29 protein-coding genes and 1 tRNA gene are annotated in these 23,174 nt (G+C 61.7%); 16 read left to right on the top strand and 14 right to left on the bottom strand.

The window, feature by feature from the left end; all coding sequences use genetic code 11:
• Positions 1 to 2: 2 nt before the first annotated feature.
• Entirely contained in the window at positions 3 to 242 is a 240-nt protein-coding gene (locus ACF8MI_RS11460; protein WP_156867714.1) for a hypothetical protein, read from the bottom strand.
• Between the two features lie 131 nt (positions 243 to 373).
• On the opposite strand from ACF8MI_RS11460, the gene nhaR reads away from it, so the two are divergent.
• From nhaR to ACF8MI_RS11445, 3 genes are all read left to right on the top strand, one after another.
• Complete coding sequence (gene nhaR, locus ACF8MI_RS11455; RefSeq protein WP_060497612.1) at positions 374 to 1,267, top strand: transcriptional activator NhaR; 894 nt, start codon at positions 374 to 376, stop codon at positions 1,265 to 1,267.
• A gap of 90 nt (positions 1,268 to 1,357) precedes the next feature.
• Positions 1,358 to 2,569, top strand: a complete 1,212-nt coding sequence (gene sstT, locus ACF8MI_RS11450; protein WP_104834445.1) for a serine/threonine transporter SstT — start codon at positions 1,358 to 1,360, stop codon at positions 2,567 to 2,569.
• A gap of 88 nt (positions 2,570 to 2,657) precedes the next feature.
• The gene (locus ACF8MI_RS11445) at positions 2,658 to 3,305 is read left to right on the top strand and encodes a YceH family protein (protein WP_060497614.1); all 648 of its coding nucleotides are present in this window, start codon (positions 2,658 to 2,660) and stop codon (positions 3,303 to 3,305) included.
• A gap of 4 nt (positions 3,306 to 3,309) precedes the next feature.
• On the opposite strand, the gene ACF8MI_RS11440 is transcribed toward ACF8MI_RS11445, so the two are convergent.
• From ACF8MI_RS11440 to ACF8MI_RS11405, 8 genes are all read right to left on the bottom strand, one after another.
• Positions 3,310 to 3,498 carry a hypothetical protein gene (locus tag ACF8MI_RS11440; protein WP_043199601.1) on the bottom strand — a complete coding sequence of 63 codons (189 nt, stop codon included), beginning with the start codon at positions 3,496 to 3,498 and terminating at the stop codon, positions 3,310 to 3,312.
• Positions 3,499 to 3,665: 167 nt separating this feature from the next.
• The gene (gene ahpF / locus ACF8MI_RS11435) at positions 3,666 to 5,228 is read right to left on the bottom strand and encodes an alkyl hydroperoxide reductase subunit F (protein ID WP_200928555.1); all 1,563 of its coding nucleotides are present in this window, start codon (positions 5,226 to 5,228) and stop codon (positions 3,666 to 3,668) included.
• A gap of 126 nt (positions 5,229 to 5,354) precedes the next feature.
• Entirely contained in the window at positions 5,355 to 5,918 is a 564-nt protein-coding gene (gene ahpC / locus ACF8MI_RS11430) for an alkyl hydroperoxide reductase subunit C (RefSeq protein WP_003250537.1), read from the bottom strand.
• A 206-nt stretch (positions 5,919 to 6,124) separates the two neighbouring features.
• Positions 6,125 to 7,480 carry a glutathione-disulfide reductase gene (gene gorA, locus ACF8MI_RS11425; protein ID WP_060497615.1) on the bottom strand — a complete coding sequence of 452 codons (1,356 nt, stop codon included), beginning with the start codon at positions 7,478 to 7,480 and terminating at the stop codon, positions 6,125 to 6,127.
• Between the two features lie 97 nt (positions 7,481 to 7,577).
• Positions 7,578 to 8,417: a UTP--glucose-1-phosphate uridylyltransferase GalU gene (gene galU, locus ACF8MI_RS11420; protein ID WP_016711416.1), complete on the bottom strand. Its 840-nt coding sequence runs from the start codon at positions 8,415 to 8,417 to the stop codon at positions 7,578 to 7,580.
• A gap of 251 nt (positions 8,418 to 8,668) precedes the next feature.
• Positions 8,669 to 9,583: a c-type cytochrome gene (locus ACF8MI_RS11415; protein ID WP_060497616.1), complete on the bottom strand. Its 915-nt coding sequence runs from the start codon at positions 9,581 to 9,583 to the stop codon at positions 8,669 to 8,671.
• Positions 9,580 to 10,230, bottom strand: coding sequence for a cytochrome c (locus ACF8MI_RS11410; protein WP_060497617.1), 651 nt, complete (start codon positions 10,228 to 10,230; stop codon positions 9,580 to 9,582). The genes ACF8MI_RS11415 and ACF8MI_RS11410 overlap by 4 nt, the downstream gene beginning before the upstream one ends.
• A gap of 77 nt (positions 10,231 to 10,307) precedes the next feature.
• Positions 10,308 to 10,667: a hypothetical protein gene (locus ACF8MI_RS11405; protein WP_060497618.1), complete on the bottom strand. Its 360-nt coding sequence runs from the start codon at positions 10,665 to 10,667 to the stop codon at positions 10,308 to 10,310.
• Positions 10,668 to 10,826: 159 nt separating this feature from the next.
• Here ACF8MI_RS11405 and ACF8MI_RS11400 point away from each other — a divergent pair, with 159 nt between their 5' ends.
• The 8 genes from ACF8MI_RS11400 to csrA all read left to right on the top strand — a co-directional run bounded on the left by ACF8MI_RS11400 (position 10,827) and on the right by csrA (position 16,586).
• Positions 10,827 to 11,129: a DUF1883 domain-containing protein gene (locus ACF8MI_RS11400; RefSeq protein ID WP_003250918.1), complete on the top strand. Its 303-nt coding sequence runs from the start codon at positions 10,827 to 10,829 to the stop codon at positions 11,127 to 11,129.
• A 7-nt stretch (positions 11,130 to 11,136) separates the two neighbouring features.
• Complete coding sequence (locus tag ACF8MI_RS11395) at positions 11,137 to 11,307, top strand: hypothetical protein (RefSeq protein WP_164524776.1); 171 nt, start codon at positions 11,137 to 11,139, stop codon at positions 11,305 to 11,307.
• A 51-nt stretch (positions 11,308 to 11,358) separates the two neighbouring features.
• Entirely contained in the window at positions 11,359 to 12,435 is a 1,077-nt protein-coding gene (locus tag ACF8MI_RS11390; protein WP_164524777.1) for a nitronate monooxygenase family protein, read from the top strand.
• An 88-nt stretch (positions 12,436 to 12,523) separates the two neighbouring features.
• Positions 12,524 to 13,282: a molybdate ABC transporter substrate-binding protein gene (modA, locus tag ACF8MI_RS11385; RefSeq protein ID WP_060497620.1), complete on the top strand. Its 759-nt coding sequence runs from the start codon at positions 12,524 to 12,526 to the stop codon at positions 13,280 to 13,282.
• Positions 13,282 to 13,962: a molybdate ABC transporter permease subunit gene (modB, locus tag ACF8MI_RS11380; RefSeq protein ID WP_060497621.1), complete on the top strand. Its 681-nt coding sequence runs from the start codon at positions 13,282 to 13,284 to the stop codon at positions 13,960 to 13,962. Before modA ends, modB begins: the two co-directional genes overlap by 1 nt.
• Before the next feature lies 1 nt (position 13,963).
• A complete protein-coding gene (modC, locus tag ACF8MI_RS11375; RefSeq protein WP_200928556.1) occupies positions 13,964 to 15,055 on the top strand; it encodes a molybdenum ABC transporter ATP-binding protein in 1,092 nt (363 codons plus the stop codon).
• Positions 15,056 to 15,112: 57 nt separating this feature from the next.
• Positions 15,113 to 16,135, top strand: a complete 1,023-nt coding sequence (locus ACF8MI_RS11370) for a DNA topoisomerase IB (RefSeq protein WP_200928557.1) — start codon at positions 15,113 to 15,115, stop codon at positions 16,133 to 16,135.
• A 253-nt stretch (positions 16,136 to 16,388) separates the two neighbouring features.
• Entirely contained in the window at positions 16,389 to 16,586 is a 198-nt protein-coding gene (gene csrA / locus ACF8MI_RS11365) for a carbon storage regulator CsrA (protein WP_392517536.1), read from the top strand.
• 45 nt (positions 16,587 to 16,631) lie between these two features.
• Here csrA and ACF8MI_RS11360 read toward each other — a convergent pair whose 3' ends face one another.
• From ACF8MI_RS11360 to ACF8MI_RS11345, 4 genes are all read right to left on the bottom strand, one after another.
• The gene (locus ACF8MI_RS11360) at positions 16,632 to 16,985 is read right to left on the bottom strand and encodes a response regulator (RefSeq protein WP_016711425.1); all 354 of its coding nucleotides are present in this window, start codon (positions 16,983 to 16,985) and stop codon (positions 16,632 to 16,634) included.
• 12 nt (positions 16,986 to 16,997) lie between these two features.
• Positions 16,998 to 18,443 (bottom strand): ATPase domain-containing protein, encoded by a 1,446-nt coding sequence (locus ACF8MI_RS11355; protein WP_060497625.1) that lies wholly within the window; start codon positions 18,441 to 18,443, stop codon positions 16,998 to 17,000.
• A gap of 5 nt (positions 18,444 to 18,448) precedes the next feature.
• Positions 18,449 to 19,609 carry a nitrogen regulation protein NR(II) gene (locus tag ACF8MI_RS11350; RefSeq protein WP_019096530.1) on the bottom strand — a complete coding sequence of 387 codons (1,161 nt, stop codon included), beginning with the start codon at positions 19,607 to 19,609 and terminating at the stop codon, positions 18,449 to 18,451.
• 84 nt (positions 19,610 to 19,693) lie between these two features.
• Positions 19,694 to 19,969 (bottom strand): hypothetical protein, encoded by a 276-nt coding sequence (locus tag ACF8MI_RS11345; RefSeq protein WP_060497626.1) that lies wholly within the window; start codon positions 19,967 to 19,969, stop codon positions 19,694 to 19,696.
• A 201-nt stretch (positions 19,970 to 20,170) separates the two neighbouring features.
• On the opposite strand from ACF8MI_RS11345, the gene ACF8MI_RS11340 reads away from it, so the two are divergent.
• Positions 20,171 to 20,255, top strand: a tRNA-Leu gene (locus ACF8MI_RS11340).
• Between the two features lie 104 nt (positions 20,256 to 20,359).
• Positions 20,360 to 20,773: a DoxX family protein gene (locus ACF8MI_RS11335; RefSeq protein ID WP_016711429.1), complete on the top strand. Its 414-nt coding sequence runs from the start codon at positions 20,360 to 20,362 to the stop codon at positions 20,771 to 20,773.
• A 1-nt stretch (position 20,774) separates the two neighbouring features.
• Here the strand turns inward: ACF8MI_RS11335 and ACF8MI_RS11330 are convergent, their stop codons facing one another.
• Positions 20,775 to 20,972, bottom strand: coding sequence for a hypothetical protein (locus ACF8MI_RS11330; protein WP_016711430.1), 198 nt, complete (start codon positions 20,970 to 20,972; stop codon positions 20,775 to 20,777).
• Positions 20,973 to 21,354: 382 nt separating this feature from the next.
• On the opposite strand from ACF8MI_RS11330, the gene adhP reads away from it, so the two are divergent.
• From adhP to ACF8MI_RS11315, 3 genes are all read left to right on the top strand, one after another.
• The gene (adhP, locus tag ACF8MI_RS11325; protein ID WP_104834439.1) at positions 21,355 to 22,365 is read left to right on the top strand and encodes an alcohol dehydrogenase AdhP; all 1,011 of its coding nucleotides are present in this window, start codon (positions 21,355 to 21,357) and stop codon (positions 22,363 to 22,365) included.
• 89 nt (positions 22,366 to 22,454) lie between these two features.
• Positions 22,455 to 22,661, top strand: a complete 207-nt coding sequence (locus ACF8MI_RS11320) for a DUF6434 domain-containing protein (protein ID WP_060497628.1) — start codon at positions 22,455 to 22,457, stop codon at positions 22,659 to 22,661.
• A gap of 263 nt (positions 22,662 to 22,924) precedes the next feature.
• The gene (locus tag ACF8MI_RS11315) at positions 22,925 to 23,161 is read left to right on the top strand and encodes a hypothetical protein (RefSeq protein WP_082426335.1); all 237 of its coding nucleotides are present in this window, start codon (positions 22,925 to 22,927) and stop codon (positions 23,159 to 23,161) included.
• The last annotated feature ends 13 nt before the right edge of the window (positions 23,162 to 23,174 follow it).

Below are 23,174 nucleotides of genomic sequence, written 5' to 3'. Positions count from 1 at the left end.
GGTCAGATTTCCTGAGTGTCTTTTTTCTTGTCGGCATCTTCAAGCGTGTGCCCTTCTTTGCCGATGGCCTCACTCAAGGCCTGTTGGGCGGCCTTGTTGGTGTCGTCGATCGCCTGCTTGGCCGACTGCGCCGCCTGGTCGAGCATCTGCTGGGCGGATTTCTCGGCCTGGTCGCAACCCGCGAGCGTGAACAGGGCCAACGCCAGCACCAACGGGGTGCCAATGGATTTGAGTTGTAGCATGGTGTCCTCGCATGAAATATCCCGGCGGCGCATGGCGCCTGATGCCGTGCATTCTAGAGACGCCAATAGTTCAGGAAAATTCGTATTTTCATGGCGTATACTTCGGTTTTTACGAATCGGGGCGACCGACGGTGCTCAACTATCGCCAACTGCATTACTTCTGGGTGGTGGCCAAGACGGGCAGCATCACCCGCGCCAGCGAACAGCTCAACCTCACACCACAAACCATCAGCGGGCAGATCAGCCTGTTCGAGCAAACCTATGGCCTGGAGCTGTTCCAGCGTGCGGGCCGACAGCTGGAGCTGACCGAGACAGGCCGCCAGGCGCTGGTTTATGCCGAGCAGATGTTCCAGATCGGCGGCGAGCTGGAAGCCATGCTGCGCGCCGGCCCGCAAGAGCAGATCCTGTTCCGCGTGGGGGTGGCCGACGTGGTGCCCAAATCCATCGTCTACCGCCTGCTGGCACCGACCATGGAGCTGGATGAAGTGCTGCGCATCAACTGCCGCGAAGACAAACTCGAGCGGTTGTTGGCAGACCTGGCCATCCAGCGCCTGGACCTGGTGATTTCCGACAGCCCCATGCCCAGCCACCTGGACATCAAAGGCTACAGCCAGAAACTGGGCGAATGCGGACTGAGCTTCTTCGCCACCCCGGCGCTGGCACAACGGCTGGACGGCCCCTTCCCGGCTTGCCTGCAGGATGCACCGCTGCTTGTTCCCGGCCAGGAGACCGTGGTGCGCAGCCGCCTGCTGCGCTGGCTAGGCGAGCAACAGGTGCAGCCACGGATCGTGGGCGAGTTCGATGACAGTGCCTTGATGCAGGCGTTCGGGCAGTCAGGCAGCGGCATTTTCGTCGCCCCCAGCGTGATTACCGACGAAGTGTGCCGCCAGTATGGCGTGGAACTGATCGGGCAGACCGAGGCCGTGCATGAGTCGTTCTATGCCATTTCGGTGGAACGCAAGGTCAAGCACCCGGGGATCGTGGCGATTACCGAAGGCGCACGGCGGGAGTTGTTTCACTGGTGACGTTGGCCCCTGCGACGACACAGCCGAGGCTGCGCCGCCGCGCTCTGTGCTAAAGTCGCGCCCTTTCACAATAATGAGATTGTGCTGCACATGTCCCCTGTACTTCGCCTACTCAACCGAACCAGCCTGGTGACGCAGATCGTCATTGGCCTGCTTGCCGGTATTGCACTGGCCCTGCTGGCGCCCGCCATGGCCCTGGACCTCGCCTTTCTCGGCAAACTGTTCGTCAGCGCGCTGAAAGCGGTTGCGCCGGTCCTGGTGTTCATCCTGGTCATGGCCTCGATCGCGAATCACCGCCACGGTCAGGAAACCCACATTCGGCCAATTCTGTGGCTGTACCTGCTAGGCACTTTTGCCGCGGCGGCTGTGGCGGTCGTTGCCAGCATGCTGTTCCCTTCCACGCTGGCGCTGAGCGCGGGTGATGCCACACTGGCGGCTCCGGGAGGCATCAGCGAGGTTCTGCAGAACCTGGTGCTCAGCGCAGTGGACAACCCGGTCAACGCGCTGCTCAGCGGTAATTTCATCGGCATCCTGAGCTGGGCCATCGGCCTGGGCGTTGCGCTGCGCCATGCCAGCCCGGCCACCCGCACGGTCGTGGAAGACTTGTCCAATGGCGTGACCCTGATCGTGCGCGTGGTCATCCGTTTCGCCCCGCTGGGCATCTTTGGCCTGGTCAGCGCCACCCTGGCGCAGTCTGGCCTGGACGCTCTGCTCGGCTACCTGCACCTTCTTGCAGTCCTGATCGGCTGCATGCTGTTCGTGGCGCTGATCATGAACCCACTGATCGTGTTCTGGAAAATCCGCCGCAACCCCTACCCACTCACCCTGCTGTGCCTGCGCGAAAGCGGCATTACCGCGTTCTTCACCCGTAGCTCGGCGGCCAACATCCCGGTCAACCTGGCCCTGTCGGAGCGCCTTGGCCTGCATGAAGATACCTATTCGGTCTCGATCCCGCTGGGTGCCACCATCAACATGGCCGGTGCCGCCATTACCATCACCGTGCTGACCCTGGCAGCGGTACACACCCTGGGTATCCAGGTGGACCTGCCAACTGCCGTGCTGCTCAGCGTGGTGGCTGCGGTATGTGCCTGCGGCGCATCGGGTGTGGCAGGTGGTTCGCTGTTGTTGATTCCACTGGCGTGCAGCCTGTTTGGTATCCCCAGTGAAATTGCCATGCAAGTGGTAGCGGTGGGCTTCATTATCGGTGTGCTGCAGGATTCGGCCGAAACGGCGCTGAATTCTTCGACCGATGTGCTGTTCACTGCAGCGGCGTGCCAGGCAGAAGAGCGGCGCAGCGCTTGAGATTGTCGGGGCCGCATCGCGGCCCCAATTGCTATACACCGTGGCATTACCTACCCTAGTGGCCTTTCCACAGCAATGAGACAGGGCCATGTCAGAACACGAAACCGCAGGTGAAGGCCGCTTCAACAGCATCGAGATCCGCGTTCTCGGCTCACTGATCGAAAAGCAGGCCACCAGCCCGGAAAGCTACCCACTGACCCTCAATGCCCTGGTCCTGGCCTGCAACCAGAAGACCAGCCGCGAGCCGGTGATGAACCTTACACAAGGCCAGGTCGGCCAGGCCCTGCGTGCCCTCGAAGGGCAAGACATGACCCGCCTGCAGATGGGCAGCCGTGCCGATCGCTGGGAACAGCGGGTAGACAAGGCCCTGGAGCTGGTACCGGCCCAACTGGTGCTGATGGGCTTGATGTTCCTGCGCGGCCCGCAAACCCTCAACGAACTGCTGACCCGCAGTAACCGCCTGCACGACTTCGACGACACCGAACAGATCCAGCACCAGCTGGAACGCCTGATATCGCGGGATCTGGCCTTGCACCTGCCGCGCCAGGCCGGCCAGCGTGAAGACCGCTACACCCATGCATTGGGTGACCCGGCGGAAATCGAGGCGATCCTCGCTGCACGCCAGCAGGAAGGTGGCGTGCGCAGCAGTGGCGCCAGTGTGTCGGAAGAACGGATCGAAGCCCTGGAAGCCCGCATTGCGGCGCTGGAGGCGCGCCTGGCCGAGCTGGAAGGCTGAGCCGTCACGGCTCGCGGTCGGGGAAGTTGCGGCAGCTCTTGCGTTCGGCCAGCTCCCTGTCACTGGGGCGCTGGTCGACGAACACGGTGCGGCCGTCGGCGTAGATTTCCAGGTAACCCCAGTGCAGGTCCTGTTCTTTCTGCCCGGGCTTTGGAGGGACTAACCACCAGGGTTCGCGGCTGATCAGGGTCATGAGAGTTGTTCCTGAGGGATCTGCAGTAAGCATAGACACCTTCAAGTACAACTTTGCCAATACCAGCCCTTTCGCGGGCAAGCCCGCTCCCACAGTGACTGCCACAACATCAAGGTGTGTGCAGTACTTGTGGGAGCGGGCTTGCCCGCGAAGAGGCCGGTACGGGCTTACGCCGGCGCCGAAGTCCGGATCAGGTGGTCGAAGGCTGCCAGCGAGGCCTTGGCCCCCTCGCCCACCGCAATCACGATCTGCTTGTACGGCACGGTGGTCACGTCACCCGCCGCAAACACACCCGGGATGCTGGTCTGGCCCTTGGCATCGACGATGATCTCACCACGCGGCGACAGCTCGACGGTGCCTTTCAGCCAGTCGGTGTTCGGCAGCAGGCCGATCTGCACGAAGATACCTTCCAGCGCCACTTCATGCTGTTCATCGGTGGTACGGTCCTTGTAGCGCAGGCCGGTCACTTTCTCACCATTGCCCAGCACTTCGGTGGTCAGTGCGCTGGTGATCACTTTCACGTTCGGCAAGCTGTGCAGTTTGCGCTGTAACACCGCATCGGCCCGCAGCTGGCTGTCGAACTCGATCAGCGTCACCTGGGCGACGATACCGGCCAGGTCGATGGCCGCTTCCACGCCCGAGTTGCCACCACCGATCACCGCTACACGCTTGCCCTTGAACAGCGGGCCGTCACAATGCGGGCAGTAGGCGACACCACGGGCGCGGTATTCCTGCTCGCCCGGCACATTCATTTCGCGCCAGCGGGCGCCGGTGGCCAGGATCACGGTCTTGGCCTTGAGCGATGCGCCGCCGGCCAGGCGTACTTCATGCAGGCCGCCATCGGTGGCCGGGATCAGTGCTTCGCCGCGCTGCAGGTTCATGATGTCCACGTCGTACTGCTTGACGTGCTCTTCCAGCGCCGTGGCCAACTTCGGCCCTTCGGTTTCCTGCACCGAGATGAAGTTTTCGATGGCCAGGGTATCGAGCACCTGGCCGCCGAAACGCTCGGCGGCGACGCCGGTGCGGATGCCTTTACGTGCGGCGTAGATGGCCGCTGCCGCGCCGGCTGGGCCACCGCCGACCACCAGAATATCAAAGGCGTCCTTGGCGTTGATCTTCTCGGCCTGGCGAGCACCGGCGTTGGTGTCGATCTTGCCTAGGATTTCTTCCAGGCCCATACGGCCCTGGCCAAACACTTCACCGTTCAGGTAGATGCTCGGCACCGCCATGATCTTGCGCGCTTCCACTTCTGCCTGGAACAACGCACCGTCGATGGCCACATGGCGCACATTAGGGTTCAACACCGCCATCAGGTTAAGCGCCTGAACCACATCCGGGCAGTTCTGGCACGACAGCGAGAAGTAGGTTTCGAAGGTGAACTCGCCTTCCAGCGCCTGGATCTGCTCGATCACTTCGGCACTGGCCTTGGACGGGTGGCCGCCGACTTGCAGCAGCGCCAGCACCAGCGAGGTGAATTCGTGACCCATGGGGATACCTGCAAAGCGCAGGCTGATCTCGCCATTGGGGCGATTGAGCGAGAACGATGGACGACGGGCGTCATCACCATCCGCGCGCAGGGTAATCAAGGTTGACAGGCTGGCAATTTCCACCAGCAGGTCATGCAATTCGCGGGACTTCGCGCCGTCGTCGAGGGAGGCAACGATCTCGATCGGCTGGGTGACCCGCTCCAGGTAGGTTTTCAGTTGCGATTTAAGCGTGGCGTCCAACATACGGGCGATTCCTTTTTTCAAAACTCGGATACAAAAACGCCCAGGCGAGGTCGCCCGGGCGCTTTTACGGGGCGGTGACTACTTCAGCTTTGGCGGCTGGCTACCGCCCACGACATGCACATAGCCTTAGATCTTGCCGACCAGGTCCAGCGATGGCGCCAGGGTGGCTTCGCCTTCTTTCCACTTGGCCGGGCACACTTCGCCTGGGTGAGCGGCAACGTACTGGGCAGCCTTCACTTTACGCAGCAGTTCGGCAGCATCGCGGCCTACACCACCGTCGTTCAGTTCGACGATCTTGATCTGGCCTTCCGGGTTGATCACGAAGGTACCGCGATCGGCCAGGCCGGCTTCTTCGATCAGCACGTCGAAGTTGCGCGAGATGACGTGGGTCGGGTCACCGATCAGCGGGTATTCGATCTTGCCGATGGTGTCCGAGGTGTCGTGCCAGGCTTTGTGGGTGAAGTGGGTGTCGGTGGACACACCGTAGATTTCCACGCCCAGCTTCTGGAACTCGGCGTAGTTGTCAGCAAGGTCACCCAGCTCGGTCGGGCATACGAAGGTGAAGTCGGCCGGGTAGAAGAACACGACAGACCACTTGCCTTTCAGGTCGGCTTCGCTGACCTGAACGAACTCGCCTTTGTGGTAGGCAGTGGCGTTGAACGGTTTGACCTGGCTGTTGATGATTGGCATGAGAGACGCTCCTTCATGGGGTTGGAATCAGTTGATGGATAGAATCCTAACTAATCATCCCGCAGATGGCTCATTGGCAAAGCTCATGCTTGCGATTGGTTTTGGCTATAACCGGGGTTTATTAATAGAAGGGAATCGGCTGAGCAAAGGATTGCGGGGTGCGTTTGGGCCTCATTGCCGGCAAGCCAGCAACGAGGCCGTTAGCATCAGCGGGTCACGGTGCGCATGGTCACGAACTCTTCAGCCGCCGTCGGGTGGACGCCGATGGTCTCGTCGAACTGTTGCTTGGTCGCACCGGCCTTCAGGGCAATGCCCAGGCCCTGGATGATCTCGCCAGCGTCAGGGCCCACCATGTGGCAACCCAGCACCTTGTCGGTGTCGGCATCGACCACCAGCTTCATCAGGGTCTTTTCCTGGATGTCGGTGAGTGTCAGCTTCATGGCGCGGAAGCGGCTTTCGAACACCTGCACCTTATGCCCGGCCTCCAGCGCCTGCTCCTCGGTCAGGCCGACAGTACCAATAGGCGGCTGGCTGAACACCGCAGTCGGAATGTTCTGGTAATCCACCGGGCGGTATTGCTCTGGCTTGAACAAGCGACGTGCCACCGCCATGCCCTCGGCCAAGGCCACGGGGGTCAGCTGAACACGGCCGATGACATCGCCAATGGCCAGAATCGACGGGGCGGTAGTCTGGTACTGGTCATCGACGCGAATGTAACCGCGTGGATCCAGCTCTACGCCCGTGTTCTCCAGGCCCAGGTTGTCCAGCATCGGGCGCCGGCCTGTGGCGTAGAACACACAATCTGCCACCAATTCGCGGCCGTCTTTCAACGTGGCCTTGAGGCTGCCATCTTCCAGCTTGTCGATGCGTTGGATGTCGGCGTTGAACTGCAGGTTCAGGCCGCGCTTTTCCAGCTCTTCCTTCAAGTGCGTGCGCACCGAGCCATCGAAGCCGCGCAGGAACAGGTCGCCTCGATAGAGCAGCGTGGTATCGGCCCCCAGGCCCTGGAAGATACCGGCGAACTCGACGGCGATGTAACCGCCCCCCACAACCAACACCCGTCGTGGCAGGTCCTTGAGGTAGAAGGCTTCGTTGGAGGTGATGGCCAGCTCCTTGCCCGGGATCTCCGGCACCTGTGGCCAGCCACCGGTGGCGATCAGGATATGCTCGGCCGTATAGCGCTGGCCTTCGACCTCCACTTCATTGGCGCCGGTCAGCCGCGCATGGCCCTGCAGCAGGGTCACACCGCTATTGACCAACAGGTTGCGGTAGATGCCGTTGAGGCGCTCGATCTCGCGATTCTTGTTGGCAATCAGGGTACCCCAGTCGAAATGCCCCTCTTCCAAGGTCCAGCCAAACCCTGCGGCCTGCTCGAGCTCGTCAGCGACATGCGCGCCGTACACCAGCAACTTTTTCGGTACACAGCCAACGTTGACGCAGGTACCGCCCAGGTAGCGGCTTTCGGCCACAGCCACCTTTGCGCCAAAGCCGGCGGCAAAGCGCGCCGCGCGCACACCGCCAGAACCGGCGCCAATCACAAACAGATCAAAATCGTAGGCCATGTATTCAGTCTCCTAGGCAGGCGCCCAGCATAACGCCGTTGGCCGCCGCAAACAAAAAAGCCACCCCGAAGGGTGGCTCTTGTACCAGCAGGGCTTATCAGTAAGCCTTGCCAGCCTTGTAGAAGTTCTCGAAGCAGAAGTTGGTCGCCTCGATGTAGCCCTCGGCACCACCGCAGTCGAAACGCTTGCCCTTGAACTTGTAGGCGATCACGTTGCCTTCGGCCGCTTGCTTCATCAGGGCATCGGTGATCTGGATCTCGCCGCCTTTGCCAGGTTCGGTCTGTTCGATCTTCTCGAAGATGTCCGGGGTCAGGATGTAACGGCCGATGATTGCCAGGTTCGATGGGGCATCTTCAGGCTTCGGCTTCTCGACCATGGCGTCGACACGGAAGATGCCGTCCTTGATCTCTTCACCGGCGATGACGCCGTACTTGTTGGTTTCCTGCGGATCGACTTCCTGGATGGCGACGATCGAGCAGCGATACTTCTTGTACAGCGCAACCATTTGCGCCAACACGCCTTCACCTTCGAGGTTGACGCACAGGTCATCCGCCAGCACCACGGCGAACGGCTCGTCGCCGATCAGCGGGCGACCGGTCAGGATGGCGTGGCCCAGGCCCTTCATTTCGGTCTGGCGGGTGTAGGAGAACGAGCACTCGTCGAGCAGGCGACGGATGCCGACCAGGTATTTTTCCTTGTCGGTGCCCTTGATCTGGTTTTCCAGCTCGTAGCTGATGTCGAAGTGATCTTCCAGCGCGCGCTTGCCGCGACCGGTCACGATGGAGATCTCGTTCAGACCAGCATCCAATGCTTCTTCAACGCCATACTGGATCAGTGGCTTGTTGACCACCGGCAGCATTTCCTTGGGCATGGCTTTGGTAGCGGGCAGGAAGCGAGTACCGTAGCCGGCTGCCGGGAACAAGCATTTCTTGATCATAAACGTCCTTACAAAAGGCTAGGCCTGTGGAATTCGGCGCAGTCTAATCAGGCGGCAGTCACCTTACAATGCCCCCTGGTATCGACCGATGCCATCATAGAGATATCCCAGTGTAGATAGTTCCGGGGCATCGTAAATATTACGGTCATACATGACGGATGGATGACAGCAAAATGATGTTGCCCGTACCGGCCTTTTCGCGGGTTTAGCGAGGCATCGAACCGCCGCGAAGAGGCCGGCACAGGCCCCCATCAACTGCCCGTGCCCTGGCCGACCAGCACCCCGTCAACCTTCTGCCCGTATAGGTTCACGCCATCATTGGCATGAAACTTCACCCGCGTCTTCTCGATGGAGCCTTCCACCAGACGTGGGTCCTGAGGCCGCTCATGGCGGTTGATCCACGCCGCCACGTCCCAAGCCTGCTGGTCACTGAGGCTGCCCGGTTTGCCCAGCGGCATGTTGTACTTGATGAACGACGCCGCCGTGTTGATACGGTGCATGCCGGCGCCCCAGTTGTAGGAATCCTTGCCCCACAGCGGTGGCATCACGTATTCGCCCGCCACCTTCTGCCCTTCGCCGCTGTCACCGTGGCAAATCGCGCATTGCTCGCGGTACACCTGCTGGCCACGCTTGAAGTCGTAGCCGCCCTTGGGTGGCGGCACCTCAGGGTAGCCACGCCCGGCAATCTCCACGCCGGTAGGTGCCTTGGTCGAAAGCCAGTACGAGTACACGGCCAGCGCCGTCATCTGCGGGCTGTCGGCAGCAGGCGGCTTGCCGTTCATGCTGAACTGGAAACACCCTTGGATGCGCTCGGCGTAGGTGTTCACCTTGTCATTCTTCTTGCGGTACGCGGGGTACATCGGGTAAGCGCCCCACAACGGTGCCGAATGGGCTAGCCGCCCCTGATCAAGGTGGCAGTTGCTGCAGTTCATGCCGTTGCCCACGGCCTCTGGCATCAGGCGACGGGTGTCGACGAACAAGGCATGGCCTTCACGCACTGTCTTGCCAAAGGCATTGTCAGGCAACTCGCTTTCGGCGGGCGGCATGAACTGCGGCGCCACCTGCACATCGGGCACCTTCAGCTGCGACTGGTCTTCCATGGCGATCGGCGCGGCTTGGGCGCTGCCCATGGCCAGCAGCAACAAGGCTGGAATCATCGGTTTCATGGCTTGACCTCCTGGCTGACGGGGTGGGCGAAGAACTCGGCAACGGCCTTGATCTCGTCATCGGTCATGGCCTTGGCCACGCCCACCATCAGCTGGTTGGGGTCATTGCTGCGGCTACCGTCGCGCCAGGCATTGAGCTGCGCCACCAGGTAGCTGGCGGGCTGGCCGGCCAAGGGCGGGAAGTGTTCGCCGACCCCGCCGCCACCGGGGCCATGGCATTGCACGCAGCCGGGAATCTGCCGACTCCAGTCGCCGTACAGGGCCATGCGAGTGGTAGGGTCATCGGCCATCTGCTGGCGGCGCAGGTCGCCAACGGGGTCTGCCGGCAGGCTGGCCAGGTACAGGCTGACCGCCTTGATTTCATCTTCGCTCAGGGCCTTGGCCAACGGCTCCATCACCGGCTGCTTGCGGCTGCCGTTGCGCCAGTCATGCAGTTGCTTGCTGAGGTAACCGGCCGGTAGCCCGGCCAAACGAGGAAAGCCGGCAGCAGCAATACCCTTGCCGTCCGGGCCATGGCAGCCGAGGCAGGCCATGGCGGCGGGGTTGGCCCCACCCTGGGTGAAGATTTTCTGGCCATCGGCGGCATGCGCCGTCGGCCAGGCCAGGATCAGCAGGCTGCCGATCACGACGCGTCTCAACGGTGTCATCACGAAACTCCTTCTCTTTTGTTATATGTTTAGGCTTAAAACATATAAGCAAAGAGCGGAAGGTCCGTTGCCTCAGATCAATTTCCGGAGATGCACTGGGTGGCTGCGGTACGCACATCGCCCAGGCGCAGGGGGAAGTTGTTCAGCCGCTCGTGCAGCTTGATGCTGCTACCGCTGCCACGCTTGTCGATATCCACAAGCGCCGCCGGCCCGGCACCCGACGTGAGTTTTTGCGGCACGATCAGCCGCAGGCCGTCACCGCGCTGCTCTTCAGTCAGCGGGTCGCGGGTATCGGCCAGCTTCTGCTTGACGCAGTCGGCATATTCACGCGGGCTCTTGCCAGAAATCACATCCAGCGTTTCGCGTGATTGCTCCAGCTCCGTAACGCTCACGCAGCCACCGAGCGTCACCGCTAACGCGGCCACCATCCACTTCATTTGCAACACCTCTGCCTTCAAGAGTTCGGTTTGACCACAGCCGGGCGGTTTTGCTCCCTGCTTTGGCAGAATTATCTGCGCCGGGTGAACAGCGCGGCAGTGTAACGGCACATCGTGGTATCGTTTGCGTTTGCAGATCCAAACCTTGCGGAGCATCACATGAAATTCGTACACCAGCGCGAGCACCTGAACGAGGACGACATCGTCGTCATCGAGTGCTCCCAGCGCTGCAATATCCGCCTGATGAACGACGCCAACTTCCGCAGCTTCAAGAATGGCGGCCGTCACACTTACCACGGCGGCCATTTCGAGAAGTTCCCGGCGAAAATCACCGTACCCAGCACGGGCTTCTGGAACATCACCATCGATACCGTCACCACCCGCCCGATCTCGGTCACCCGCAAGCCGACCCTGACCCACAAGATCAAGATCATCCGCCGTTCGTCGTCGAAACTCAGATAAGGCCCCCATGACCCAGACCATCAAGTACGTCATCAAATACAAGCTCGACGGCCAGCGCCGCTGGGACTTCGCACTCATGCAGGATGCCTCTCAGGAGCAAGCCCTGGAAGCCCTGCGCAAGATCCACGGCGAAGACGCCGAGAAGATCAGCGACATCCAGGTCAGCAAGGCCTTGTAAAACCCGCTTCAAGCCCCTGTAGCGCCGCCCGCCCCGCACATGGAGAACCGCATGAGCCATTGGCCCGACCGCCGAATCCTCGATCTGCTGGGCATCGAGCTGCCCATTCTCCAGGCCCCCATGGCCGGTGCGACAGGCTCGCCCATGGCCATCGCCGTGGGCCTGGCAGGCGGGCTGGGCGCCCTGCCCTGCGCCATGCTTACCGGCGAACAGATACGTGCGGAAATCGCCGCATTGCGCGCCGGTTGCCCGGGCCGCCCGCTGAACCTGAACTTCTTCTGCCACCAGCCACCCGCGCCCGACAGCGCGCGCGATGTACGCTGGAAGCAGGCCCTGGCCCGTTATTACAGTGAAACGGGGGCCGACTTTTCGGCGCCCACGCCGGTGTCCAACCGTGCGCCGTTCGATGAGCAAAGCTGCCAACTGGTCGAGCAACTGCGCCCGGAAGTGGTCAGCTTTCACTTTGGCCTGCCGCAGGCTGAACTGCTGCAACGGGTGAAGGCCAGCGGTGCCAAGGTACTGTCCAGCGCCACCACGGTGGAAGAAGCGGTTTGGCTGGAGCGCCACGGCTGTGACGCGATCATCGCCATGGGGTATGAAGCCGGCGGCCACCGCGGCATGTTCCTTAGCGATGACATCACCAGCCAGATCGGCACCTTCGCCCTGGTGCCGCAGGTAGTGGATGCGGTCAGTGTGCCGGTCATCGCCGCTGGCGGTATCGGTGACCACCGCGGCCTGGTGGCGGCACTGGCGTTGGGCGCGTCGGCTGTTCAGATCGGAACCGCTTATCTGTTCTGCCCCGAGGCCAAGGTTTCGCCGGCTCATCGCAAAGCCCTGGACAGTGCCTCTGCCAGCGACACCGCGTTGACCAACCTGTTTACCGGGCGCCCGGCGCGTGGCATCAACAACCGCATCATGCGTGAGCTGGGGCCGATGAGCGCGCTTGCACCGCGCTTCCCGCTGGCGGGTGGAGCATTGATGCCACTGCGGGCGATTGCCGAGCCGCAGGGCAACAGTGATTTCAGCAACTTGTGGTCGGGGCAGGCGCTGCGGCTGGGCCGGCACATGCCGGCCGGGGATTTGACCCGGGCGATTGCCGAACAGGCACTGGCCGTGGTTTATCGTTAGGCTTCTTCAGCAGGCTGGCCCTCTTCCCGGCAAATGGCCTATCGCTATATAGTTCAGGACATAACGATAACCCCAAGGAGCTGTTTTCATGCGTATCCGCCCGTCCCACCTGGCCTTCACCGCCCTGGCCAGCCTGTTCGCCTTCAACACGGCCTGGGCCGATGAGGTTCAGGTCGCGGTCGCAGCCAACTTCACAGCCCCTATCCAGGCCATTGCCAAAGCCTTCGAGAAAGACACCGGCCACAAGCTGGTCGCGGCCTACGGCGCCACCGGGCAGTTCTATGCCCAGATCAAGAACGGCGCACCGTTCGAAGTGTTCCTTGCCGCTGACGACACCACCCCGAAAAAGCTTGAAGACGAAAAAGAAATCGTCCCCGGTTCGCGCTTTACCTACGCCATCGGCACCCTCGCCCTGTGGTCGGCCAAAGAAGGCTACGTAGATGCCAAGGGTGAAGTACTGAAGAAAAACACCTACCAGCACTTGTCGATCGCCAACCCGAAAGCGGCACCCTACGGCCTGGCCGCCACCCAGGTGCTGGACAAGCTGAAGCTCACCGAAGCCACCAAAGGCAAGATCGTCGAAGGCCAGAACATCACCCAGGCCTTCCAGTTCGTCTCCACCGGCAATGCCGAGCTGGGCTTCGTCGCCCTGTCGCAGATCTACAAGGACGGCAAGGTGACCAGTGGCTCGGCCTGGATCGTGCCAGCCAACCTGCACGACCCGATCCGCCAGGACGCCGTAATCCTCAACAAAGGCAAGGACAACGCCGCCGCCAAGGCGCTGGTGGAATACCTTAAAGGCCCAAAAGCCGCAGCGGTAATCAAGTCCTACGGCTATGAAATCTGATGCCACTGGATGCCAGTGACCTGGGGGCAATCTGGCTGACCGTTAAACTGGCCAGCCTGACCACCCTGATCCTGCTGATTATCGGCACACCCATCGCCTGGTGGCTGGCGCGCACGCGCTCATGGCTGCGCGGGCCGGTGGGTGCGGTGGTGGCACTGCCGCTGGTGCTGCCACCGACGGTGATCGGCTTTTACCTGCTGATCGCCCTCGGCCCGCACGGCTGGCTCGGTCAGGCCACCCAGGCGCTTGGCCTGGGCAGCGTGGTGTTCAGCTTCACGGGCCTGGTGATCGGTTCGACGGTGTATTCCATGCCGTTTGTGGTGCAGCCGTTGCAAAATGCCTTTGGTGCGATCGGCCAGCGTCCACTGGAAGTCGCTGCCACCCTGCGCGCCAGCCCGTGGGACACCTTCGTGCATGTGGTGCTGCCACTGGCCCGGCCTGGCTTCGTCACCGCCAGCATTCTTGGCTTTGCCCACACCGTGGGCGAGTTTGGCGTGGTGCTGATGATTGGCGGCAACATCCCCGACAAGACCCGCGTGGTTTCGGTGCAGATCTTCGATCACGTCGAGGCCATGGAGTATTCACAAGCCCACTGGCTGGCCGGTGCCATGCTGGTGTTCTCTTTCCTGGTGCTGCTCCTGTTGTACGCCGGGCGCCGTGGCAAAGCTGGCTGGAGCTGATATGACCGCATCGATTGTGGCGCGCCTGAACCTGTCGCGCGACGACTTTACCCTGGACGTCGACCTGCACCTTCCGGGGCGCGGCATCAGCGCGCTGTTCGGCCACTCGGGCTCTGGCAAGACCAGCTGCCTGCGCTGCCTGGCCGGGCTGGAACGGGCCGCCAGCGCCTACATCGAGGTTAACGGCGAAGTCTGGGAAGACAGTACCCGCCGCTACTTCCAGGCACCGCACCTGCGCCCGGTTGGCTATGTGTTCCAGGAGGCCAGCCTGTTCCCGCACCTGTCAGTGCGCGGCAACCTTGAGTTCGGCTGGCGCCGGGTGGCCGCTGCCGAACGCAAGGTCAGCCTCGACCAGGCCTGCCAGCTACTGGGTATCGGCCACCTGCTGGAACGCCGTCCCGCTACCTTGTCGGGTGGCGAAGCGCAGCGGGTGGGCATTGCCCGCGCCCTGCTCAGCAGCCCGCGCCTGCTGTTGATGGACGAGCCCCTGGCGGCCCTGGACGGGCCGCGCAAGCGCGAGATCCTGCCTTACCTTGAGCGCCTGCACGACGAACTGGACATTCCATTGGTGTATGTCAGCCACGCCCAGGATGAAGTGGCACGCTTGGCCGACCACCTGGTACTGCTGGAGCAAGGCAAGGCGGTGGCCAGCGGCGCGATCGGCGAAACCCTGGCACGCCTGGACCTGTCATTGGCCCAGGGCGAGGATGCCGGCGTCGTCTTCGACGGCATGGTGGTGGGGCATGACCCGCACTACGACCTGCTCGACCTGCGTCTGCCCGGCAGCGGCGCGCCACTGTTGCGCATCGCCCATCCGGCACATGTGATGGGCAGTACCTTGCGAGTAAAGGTGCAAGCCCGGGACGTCAGCCTGGCGCTGACGGCTGACAGCACATCGAGCATTCTCAACCGCCTGCCGGTGCGTGTGCGCGAAAGCCGCCCGGCCGATAACCCGGCCCATGTGCTGGTGAGCCTGGATGCCGGCGGCAATGCCTTGCTCGCCCGCATCACCCGCTTCTCGGCAGACCAGCTCGGCCTGCACACGGGTCAGGCGCTGTTTGCCCAGATCAAGTCGGTGGCCCTATTGCGCTGAGCATCCTTTACACGGGCGTTGTCCATTGATCAGTGACTTGATTGAGGCCTGCCGCCCATGCTCGACTGCCCCCTGCCACGCACCCTGCACTACGTTGACGACAGCCAGCCGGGCCTGACCCGGCGTCGCTGGCGCGACCGTTTCATCTACCTGGATACCGATGGCCAACGGGTGCGCGACAGCGAAACCCTCGCCCGCATCGCGTCACTGGTGATTCCGCCGGCCTACACGGATGTGTGGATATGCACCGACCCACAGGGCCACCTGCAAGCAACCGGCCGCGACGCGCGTGGCCGCAAGCAGTACCGCTACCACACGCAGTGGCGCGAGCTGCGCGACCAGCACAAGTATGGGCGTATGCTGGCCTTTGCCCAGGCCCTGCCTGCACTGCGCGCACAACTGGAGAGCCACCTGGCACGGCCAGGCCTGGACCGGGAAAAAGTGATGGCGCTGGTAGTGAGCTTGCTCGACCACACCCTGATCCGCATTGGTAATCAACGCTACCTGCGCGACAACCAGTCGTATGGCCTGACCACTCTGCGCAACCGTCATGTGCAGGTCAAAGGCAGCACTATCCGCTTCCAGTTCCGCGGCAAGCGCGGCGTGGAGCACAACGTCACCCTCAATGACCGGCGGCTTGCCAGCCTGCTCAAACGCTGCATGGAACTGCCCGGACAAGCACTGTTTCAATACCTGGATGAGGACGGCCAGCGCCACAGCGTCGGCTCCAGCGAGGTCAACCAGTTTCTGCAGCAACTGACCGGCGCCGACTTCACCGCCAAGGACTACCGCACCTGGGCCGGCAGCAGCCTGGCCCTGGACCTGCTGAAGCCCTTGGCCTGGGAGCCGGACGCCGAGGCCAAACGCCAAGTCGCCGCAGTAGTCCGCCAGGTCGCCAAACGCCTTGGCAATACGCCCGCAGTGTGCAGGCGTTGTTATATACACCCTGCGGTACTTGAGCACTATGCCTTGGGGCGCCTGGCCAACTTGCCGAAAAGCCGAGTGCGCAAAGGGCTGGACCCCGAAGAAGTGGCATTGCTGATATTTCTGCAGGCACTTGAGGAACAGGATGACCATTAAGCCTGTCTATTCACCCCATGATGCGAAGAAATTTCCCATTGGCCGCCAAGCGCCCTATTCTTGCCATCGAGCACCTTGACCGGCAAAACGCTGACGGTTTGCTTCGGCACCTGCAACTGAAGACTCGCAACAGAATTTGTCTGTCGGGGAATTACTATCCGCCGAAAGCGTCTTTAATGAGAAGGAAGAGGGACCCGCTCCCGCCGCCAAGGCAATTAGCCTGGCGGTCTTTTACATCACCAAGGAGATCTACATGCTGATACTCACCCGCAAGGTTGGCGAAAGCATCGTCATCAACGATGACATCAAAGTCACCATTCTGGGCGTCAAAGGGGTGCAGGTGAGGATCGGGATCGATGCACCGAAAGATGTTCAGGTTCATCGCGAAGAAATCTTCAAGCGCATCCAGGCCGGCAGCCCGGCCCCGGAAAAGCACGACGACTCGCACTGAGCGACCTGCCTCAAGCCGCACGGACGCGCTTGATCGCCCCACGCCTCAGGTGCCGAGCAGTTCGTGCACCTTGGCGACCATACAGTCCATGTCGAACGGTTTGTCGAACACGGCGGCGAACAGTTCCGGGCATCCCTGGTTGGCCTGTGCGCCGCTCATGAGGATGACCGGTAACTCGCTCAAGGCCGGGTCTTCACGCATCGAGCGCACCAGCTCTTCACCGTTTAGCAGCGGCATCATGTAATCGGTGATGACCAGCTGAACACGCTTCTCCTTCAGCGCTTCCAGCGCCTTGCAGCCATTGCTCGCCTTTTCCACCAGGTAGCCTTCGTCCTCCAGGGCAAAACCGAGGATATCGGCAATCAGGTACTCGTCATCGACGATCAGGATGGTGTTCATGGGCCTGCTCCGTCACCCGCCCCCTTGCGGCACCGGCGTTCCCGAGAGCACGCCACAGGCGCCTTCGAACGCCTTGCGCAGGCTAATGCCTTGCGGCCCCATCAGCAGTTCGTGCAAAGCAGGGTCATGGTGACTGTCACGCACCTTGAGGATCGACAGCATGCGCCGCAGCTGCGAATCTAGCTCGACGAAGCGCATCAGCATCAGGTTGTCGACGATGCTCGACAGGTCCGGGGCCGGGGCGCTGATTTCCGAGCCGAAGATATCGCGCATTTCCCAGGTCAGCATCACGCTCACATCACGCGCGCGCAGTTCACCGGTCAAGGCGCGGAAAAATGCATTGAGACGCGCCGGGTCAACAGCCAGTCGGCTGAACGCCCCGAGGCTATCAATCAGCACGCGCTTGCAGCCCTGCGCCTCGACACGTTCGAGCAGGCGCGCCCCTACCTGGTCCAACAAACCTTCGGTGGTCGGTTGCCAGCACAGCTGCAGGCTGCCGGCGCGTTCCATCGCTGCAAAGTCGTAACCCAGCGATGCAGCCTTGCTACGCAGGCGTTCGGGGGTTTCGTAGAAGCCGAAATGCAGCCCCGGCGCTTGCGCAGTGCTGGCCCCCAGAAAGGCCAGCCCCAAGGATGTCTTGCCAATACCCGAAGGCCCGATCAGCAAGCTGACCGACCCCGTGGACAGGCCGCCGTCGAGCATTTCATCCAGGCTTGGCACACCGCTGCTGATGCGTGCAGGGATGGCGCTGCCCAGCTGGCTGGGGTGGCTGAACAACGCCTCAAGGCGCGGGTAGACATGCATGCCGCTTTCATCGATAAGGCACTCATGGCGCCCCGACAACGCCCCACTGCCGCGCGTCTTGCGCAGCTGGATATGGCGCACGGCGCGGCTGCCCACCAGTTGCTCACCCAACTCGATCACGCCATCGACCATGGTGTGTTCCGGGCTGCCCTCGTCCAGCCGTGCGCTGGTGAGCAGCAGCACCGTGCAGCCGGCGAAGGCCGCATGACCCTGTAGCTCGGAGACGAACTTCTTGGTGTCCAGCGCAGTTTCCGCGCGCACCCGGGCATTGAGTACACCGTCGACGATCAGCAAGCTGGCCTGCTGCCGGGCGATTTCCTGGCGCAACAGCCGCACAACGGCATCCAGCCCTTCCTGCTCAAGGGTGTCGAAGGCACTGACAAACTGGATCTGGTCGCCGACCAGCGAAGGGTCGAAGAAGTCCAGCGTGCCCAGGTACTGGAACAGCCGCTCATGCGACTCGCTCAGCAAGGTGGCCACCAGCACCCGGCCACCGCCGCGTACATGGCCGCAGGCCAGCTGGTTGGCGAGAATGGTCTTGCCCGCACCCGGTGGGCCCTGAATGATGTAGGAGGCACCGGCTACCAAGCCACCCTTGAGCAAGGCATCGAGCCCTTCGATACCCGTCACCAGCCGCCTGAGTGCCTGTGCCATGATGCTCACCTGTCGAGATTGCTGTGGGTCTTGTCCTGATACGTTGGCAAGTAAAGTTGCATGGAAGTTCCGTGGCCGGGCTCACTGTCGACAAAAATGGCGCCGCCGCTCTGCCTGGCAAAGCCATATACCTGGCTAAGGCCCAAGCCAGTGCCCTTGCCGAAAGGTTTGGTCGTGAAGAACGGCTCGAAGATGCGTGGCAATACCTCAGGCGCAATGCCTTCGCCGCTGTCTGCCACCACAAAACGCACGAAACGGCCTTGCAACCCTTCCACGTCGCCCGCCAGTTCGACTACTTCGGCCGACAAGCCTATCCGGCCCTCCCCTGCGATGGCATCGCGGGCGTTGAACAACAGGTTCAGCAGCACCATCTGCAATTGCCCGGCATCCACTTCGATCAGCGGCAAGTCCGCCTGCAACTGCACCTGCAGGTCAATCGAACTGGGCAGGGCATGTTCCAGGAGCCCACGCGTGGCAGCTACAAGGTCTGCCGGCGCTACACACGCCACATCGAGTTTGCGGTGGCGGGCAAAGCTGAGCAGTTGCTGGGTCAGTTCAGTGCCTCGCTGCCCGGCATCCAGAATATGCTGCAGCATGCGCTGGGCACGCGCCGGGTCCTGGGTGGCTATCGCCAGGCGCGCCGAACTGATGATGATGGTCAGCATGTTGTTGAAGTCATGCGCCAGCCCGCCAGTCAGTTGGCCGAGGGCCTCCAGTTTCTGTGCCTGGAACAGCTGGGCGCGCACCGCGTCCAGTTGCATCGCCGACTCGCGGCGGTCCGTGATGTCCCGGGTAACTTTGGCCAGGCCGATGATCTGGCCCTGGTCGTCGCGGATCACGTCCAGCGCCGCCAAGGCCCAGAACTGTGTACCATCCTTGCGCACGCGCCACCCTTCATCCTGCGCTACACCCTGCTCCAGCGCCTGGCGCAACAAGCGCTCCGGGCGGCCGTCGGCACAGTCCTGCGGCGTGAAGAACAGCGAGAAATGCTTGCCGATCACTTCATCGGCGCGGTAACCCTTGATCCGTTGCGCACCGGCATTCCACGACACCACATGGCCGGCTGGGTCAAGCATGTAGATGGCGTAGTCCACCACCGACTGAACCAGCTGCTCGTAGCGGTGGGCAGGCATGACGGGGTGGTCGGGGCAGTCAGCTGAAACCATGCAAGCTCCACTGGCACAGCGGGAGGAACAAAATGAGCTTAGCCGAAGACGCCCGGTGACAAACAGCCGTGCAGCTACCGTGGGTCACCGTTCAGGCTCGACCAGTATCGGGCTGATGCGTCGCGGCATGGCGACTTTCAGCAGCCACAGGCCAACCAGCATGATAACACCGCCACCTGCCAGGGCCATCAGCCGCTGCGGTTGAGGATGATCGGCATCGAACCCCAACATCAGCAGGTAAACACCCAGGCTGACCAGGCTGAGGTAGAGAAAAGCCCCCAACACGATCACCTGCGCAAACAGCAGCCGCCAGAACAGCCGCGGGCGCACGACACGCTCGCAAGCGTCGGACTGAGTCATCGCCGCATACTCTTGGATCCAATAAAAGGGCCACAGTGGCGCAATGACAGCAAAGTGTCAATTATCCGTTCGCTCGCCCCTTCATTCTGTTGATCATAGGTGCTGCAGTTGACTCAACTATAACAATGGGTTATAAAGCGCGCTTGATTGCGAAGCCCTTCTGCTTAGAAGCGAGCCGGTCGTTACGACCCCGTCAAGCATGCGAGTGTGGTGGAATTGGTATACACAGCAGACTTAAAATCTGTCGGCGTGAGCCTTGCGGGTTCGAGTCCCGCCACTCGCACCAAACTTCGTTGAAAAGGCGCCCTTGCGGCGCCTTTTTGCTGCCTGCCGGCAATGTCTCGCGCAGCTGCTAGAGTGGAGCTTGTACTCGTCCACTGGAACGCCGCCATGCGCTACTCACTGTTTGATGGCCAACGCGACATCATTATCCTGATAGCCCGCGTGCTGCTGATGATCCTGTTCGTCTTGTCGGGCTGGGCCAAGCTGACCGGTTTTGACGGCACGGTCGGCTACATGACCTCGCTGGGTGCCCCTGCCCCCATGCTGGCGGCTGCGATTGCCGTGCTCATGGAGTTCGTGGTCGGTATCCTGCTGATCCTGGGCTTCTATACCCGGCCGCTGGCGTTCCTGTTCGCACTGTTCGTGCTGGGCACGGCGCTGCTGGGCCACCCGTTCTGGAACATGGTCGACCCCGAGCGCAGCGCCAACATGACCCAGTTCCTGAAAAACCTCGCCATCATGGGCGGCCTGCTATTGCTGGCCGTAAGCGGCCCAGGGCGTTTCTCGGTGGACGGCCGCTAGGTCAGTCGTCTTCGCAATCGTCGAACCAGGCTGGGTGATCCCGCTCCTCGTCATCGAGGTCATCCAGCGTTTCCTCGTCTTCTTCCACTTCATCCTCGGCGCCCTGGGCATCTGCCTCGTGCTCCACGTCGTCGTAGAGAAACTCATGGTCGAGCAGGTGATCGTGTTCGGGTTCGTGCAGGTCGTCTTCGTCGTGCATGCTGGCTCCTGGCGTGATGGCAGGCCTGTATAGGCTGATCAGGTTCCGAGGTCAATGCGTTGCCACTTAATCCTGGGTTAACCAACCGGGCGCAACCTGCAGGCTCTCCCTTCAAACGTCTTTTGCCCGCCGCTCATGGCGGGCTTTTTTATGGTGTTGCGCAGATGACAGCCTCATGACCTGCGCTTCACGAAATACTGACAAACGGATGGGCACACTGACACTGCTCCGTACGTTCTTGCAGCCCGCCGCATCATTGCCGCGGGCTTTTCTTTTGTGGCGCTCACCCACTCCATGACCTGAAGCAGTTTTGCACGGCCACGCAAGGGCTATGCTAACCCGGCGATAACCCAAGCTCACTCGGATAGACACGGAGGCTCTTATGAAAGCTGCTGTTGTTGCGCCAGGCCGTCGCGTGGATGTGGTTGAGAAAACCCTGCGCCCCCTCGAACACGGTGAAGCGCTGCTGAAGATGCAATGCTGCGGTGTGTGCCACACCGACCTGCATGTAAAAAACGGCGACTTCGGCGACAAGACCGGCGTCGTGTTGGGCCACGAAGGCATCGGCGTGGTCCAGGAAGTCGGGCCGGGCGTTACCTCGCTCAAGCCAGGCGACCGTGCCAGCGTGGCATGGTTTTATCAGGGGTGCGGGCATTGCGACTATTGCACCAGCGGCAACGAAACCCTGTGCCGCGAAGTGAAGAACTCCGGGTACACCGTGGACGGCGGCATGGCAGAAGCCTGCATCGTCAAAGCCGATTATTCGGTCAAGGTACCTGACGGCCTCGACTCCGCCGCCGCCAGCAGCGTTACCTGCGCCGGCGTGACCACCTACAAGGCGGTAAAAATCTCCAACATCCGCCCCGGCCAATGGATCGCCATCTACGGCCTCGGCGGCCTGGGCAACCTGGCGCTGCAATACGCCAAGAACGTGTTCAACGCCAAAGTGATCGCCATTGACGTAAACGAAGAGCAACTGCGCTTCGCCAGCGAAATGGGCGCCGACCTGGTGATCAACTCGCGCACCGAAGACGCCGCGAAGGTCATCCAGGCCAAGACCGGGGGTGCCCATGCAGCTGTGGTTACCGCCGTTGCCAAAGGTGCATTCAATTCGGCTGTAGATGCGCTGCGCGCAGGCGGCCGCCTGGTTGCCGTCGGGCTTCCGTCAGAGTCCATGGACCTGAATATCCCCCGCCTGGTGCTGGACGGAATCGAAGTGGTTGGCTCGCTCGTCGGCACACGGCAAGACCTGCAAGAGGCCTTCCAGTTTGCCGCTGAAGGCAAAGTAGTGCCCAAGGTAACCCTGCGGCCAATCGAGGACATTAACCAGATCTTCGACGAGATGCTGGAAGGCAAGATCAAAGGCCGCATGGTGATCCAGTTCGAAGGTTGATAGCCTGAAGGCCGATCATTTCGAACGACCAAAAGCCCGGGGATGATCATTCACGGGCTTTTGCCCCTTTCATAGTCAAGGAACAGACCATGAGCTTCGACTGGCACGCCGGGCCGATTACCCGCACCACGCCCCTGGACAAGCACTACCGCAACACGCAGAAGGTGCGTCAGTTTCTGCTCGGCGAGTGTGGCCAGGCATTCACGTTCGACCGAGCCTTCATGGCGTGGATCAAGAGCGGGACGCCGTCCACCATGGGCGACGTCGCGGATGAATGGTTACGGATGCATCGCTGACTTTCGTTGGCGGGCACCTGTGTTGCAGCCGCTTTCTCCAACATCTTGTCCAACGCTTCAACCATGCTGGAATAATCCATTTCCTGACGACCTCGCTGGTGGAATGGGCTTGAGCTCAACGTTAGCTTGCGAACATTTCAATTCGTGGTGAGGGAACCGGGGCGTGATTACCGCCCTCCCTTCTGATGACCACGTATGGGTGGTGCGGTTCAAGCTAAGTGCTCAAGATGCAGCATCGAGCCTGTACACACGAGGAGATGGGCATGTCGATTCGAAGCTTGGCCAAGCATCTACCGCCAGATCCTTCCAGAGCGGGCTGGGTTCTGGGATGGGGCGTTCTGAGAGACAGGCATCCCTGGCATTTCGTCGACGTCTATGCCGACCAGAAGACCGCCGAAGCGGAAGCACAGCGCCGAGGGAAAGGTTACGTCGTGGAGTTCGGCTCGCATCGCCTGGGGTCGCGTGATTTTGTCTGTGGCGTAACCTTGCCTGAAGGCTAGCGCCCAAGCGGAA

Origin of the sequence: Pseudomonas sp. yb_9 (assembly GCF_043103635.1) — a bacterium.
Lineage (GTDB): Bacteria > Pseudomonadota > Gammaproteobacteria > Pseudomonadales > Pseudomonadaceae > Aquipseudomonas > Aquipseudomonas monteilii.
The sequence above is the reverse complement of the archived record's forward strand: the minus strand, read 5'-3'. Positions and strand labels throughout refer to the sequence as shown.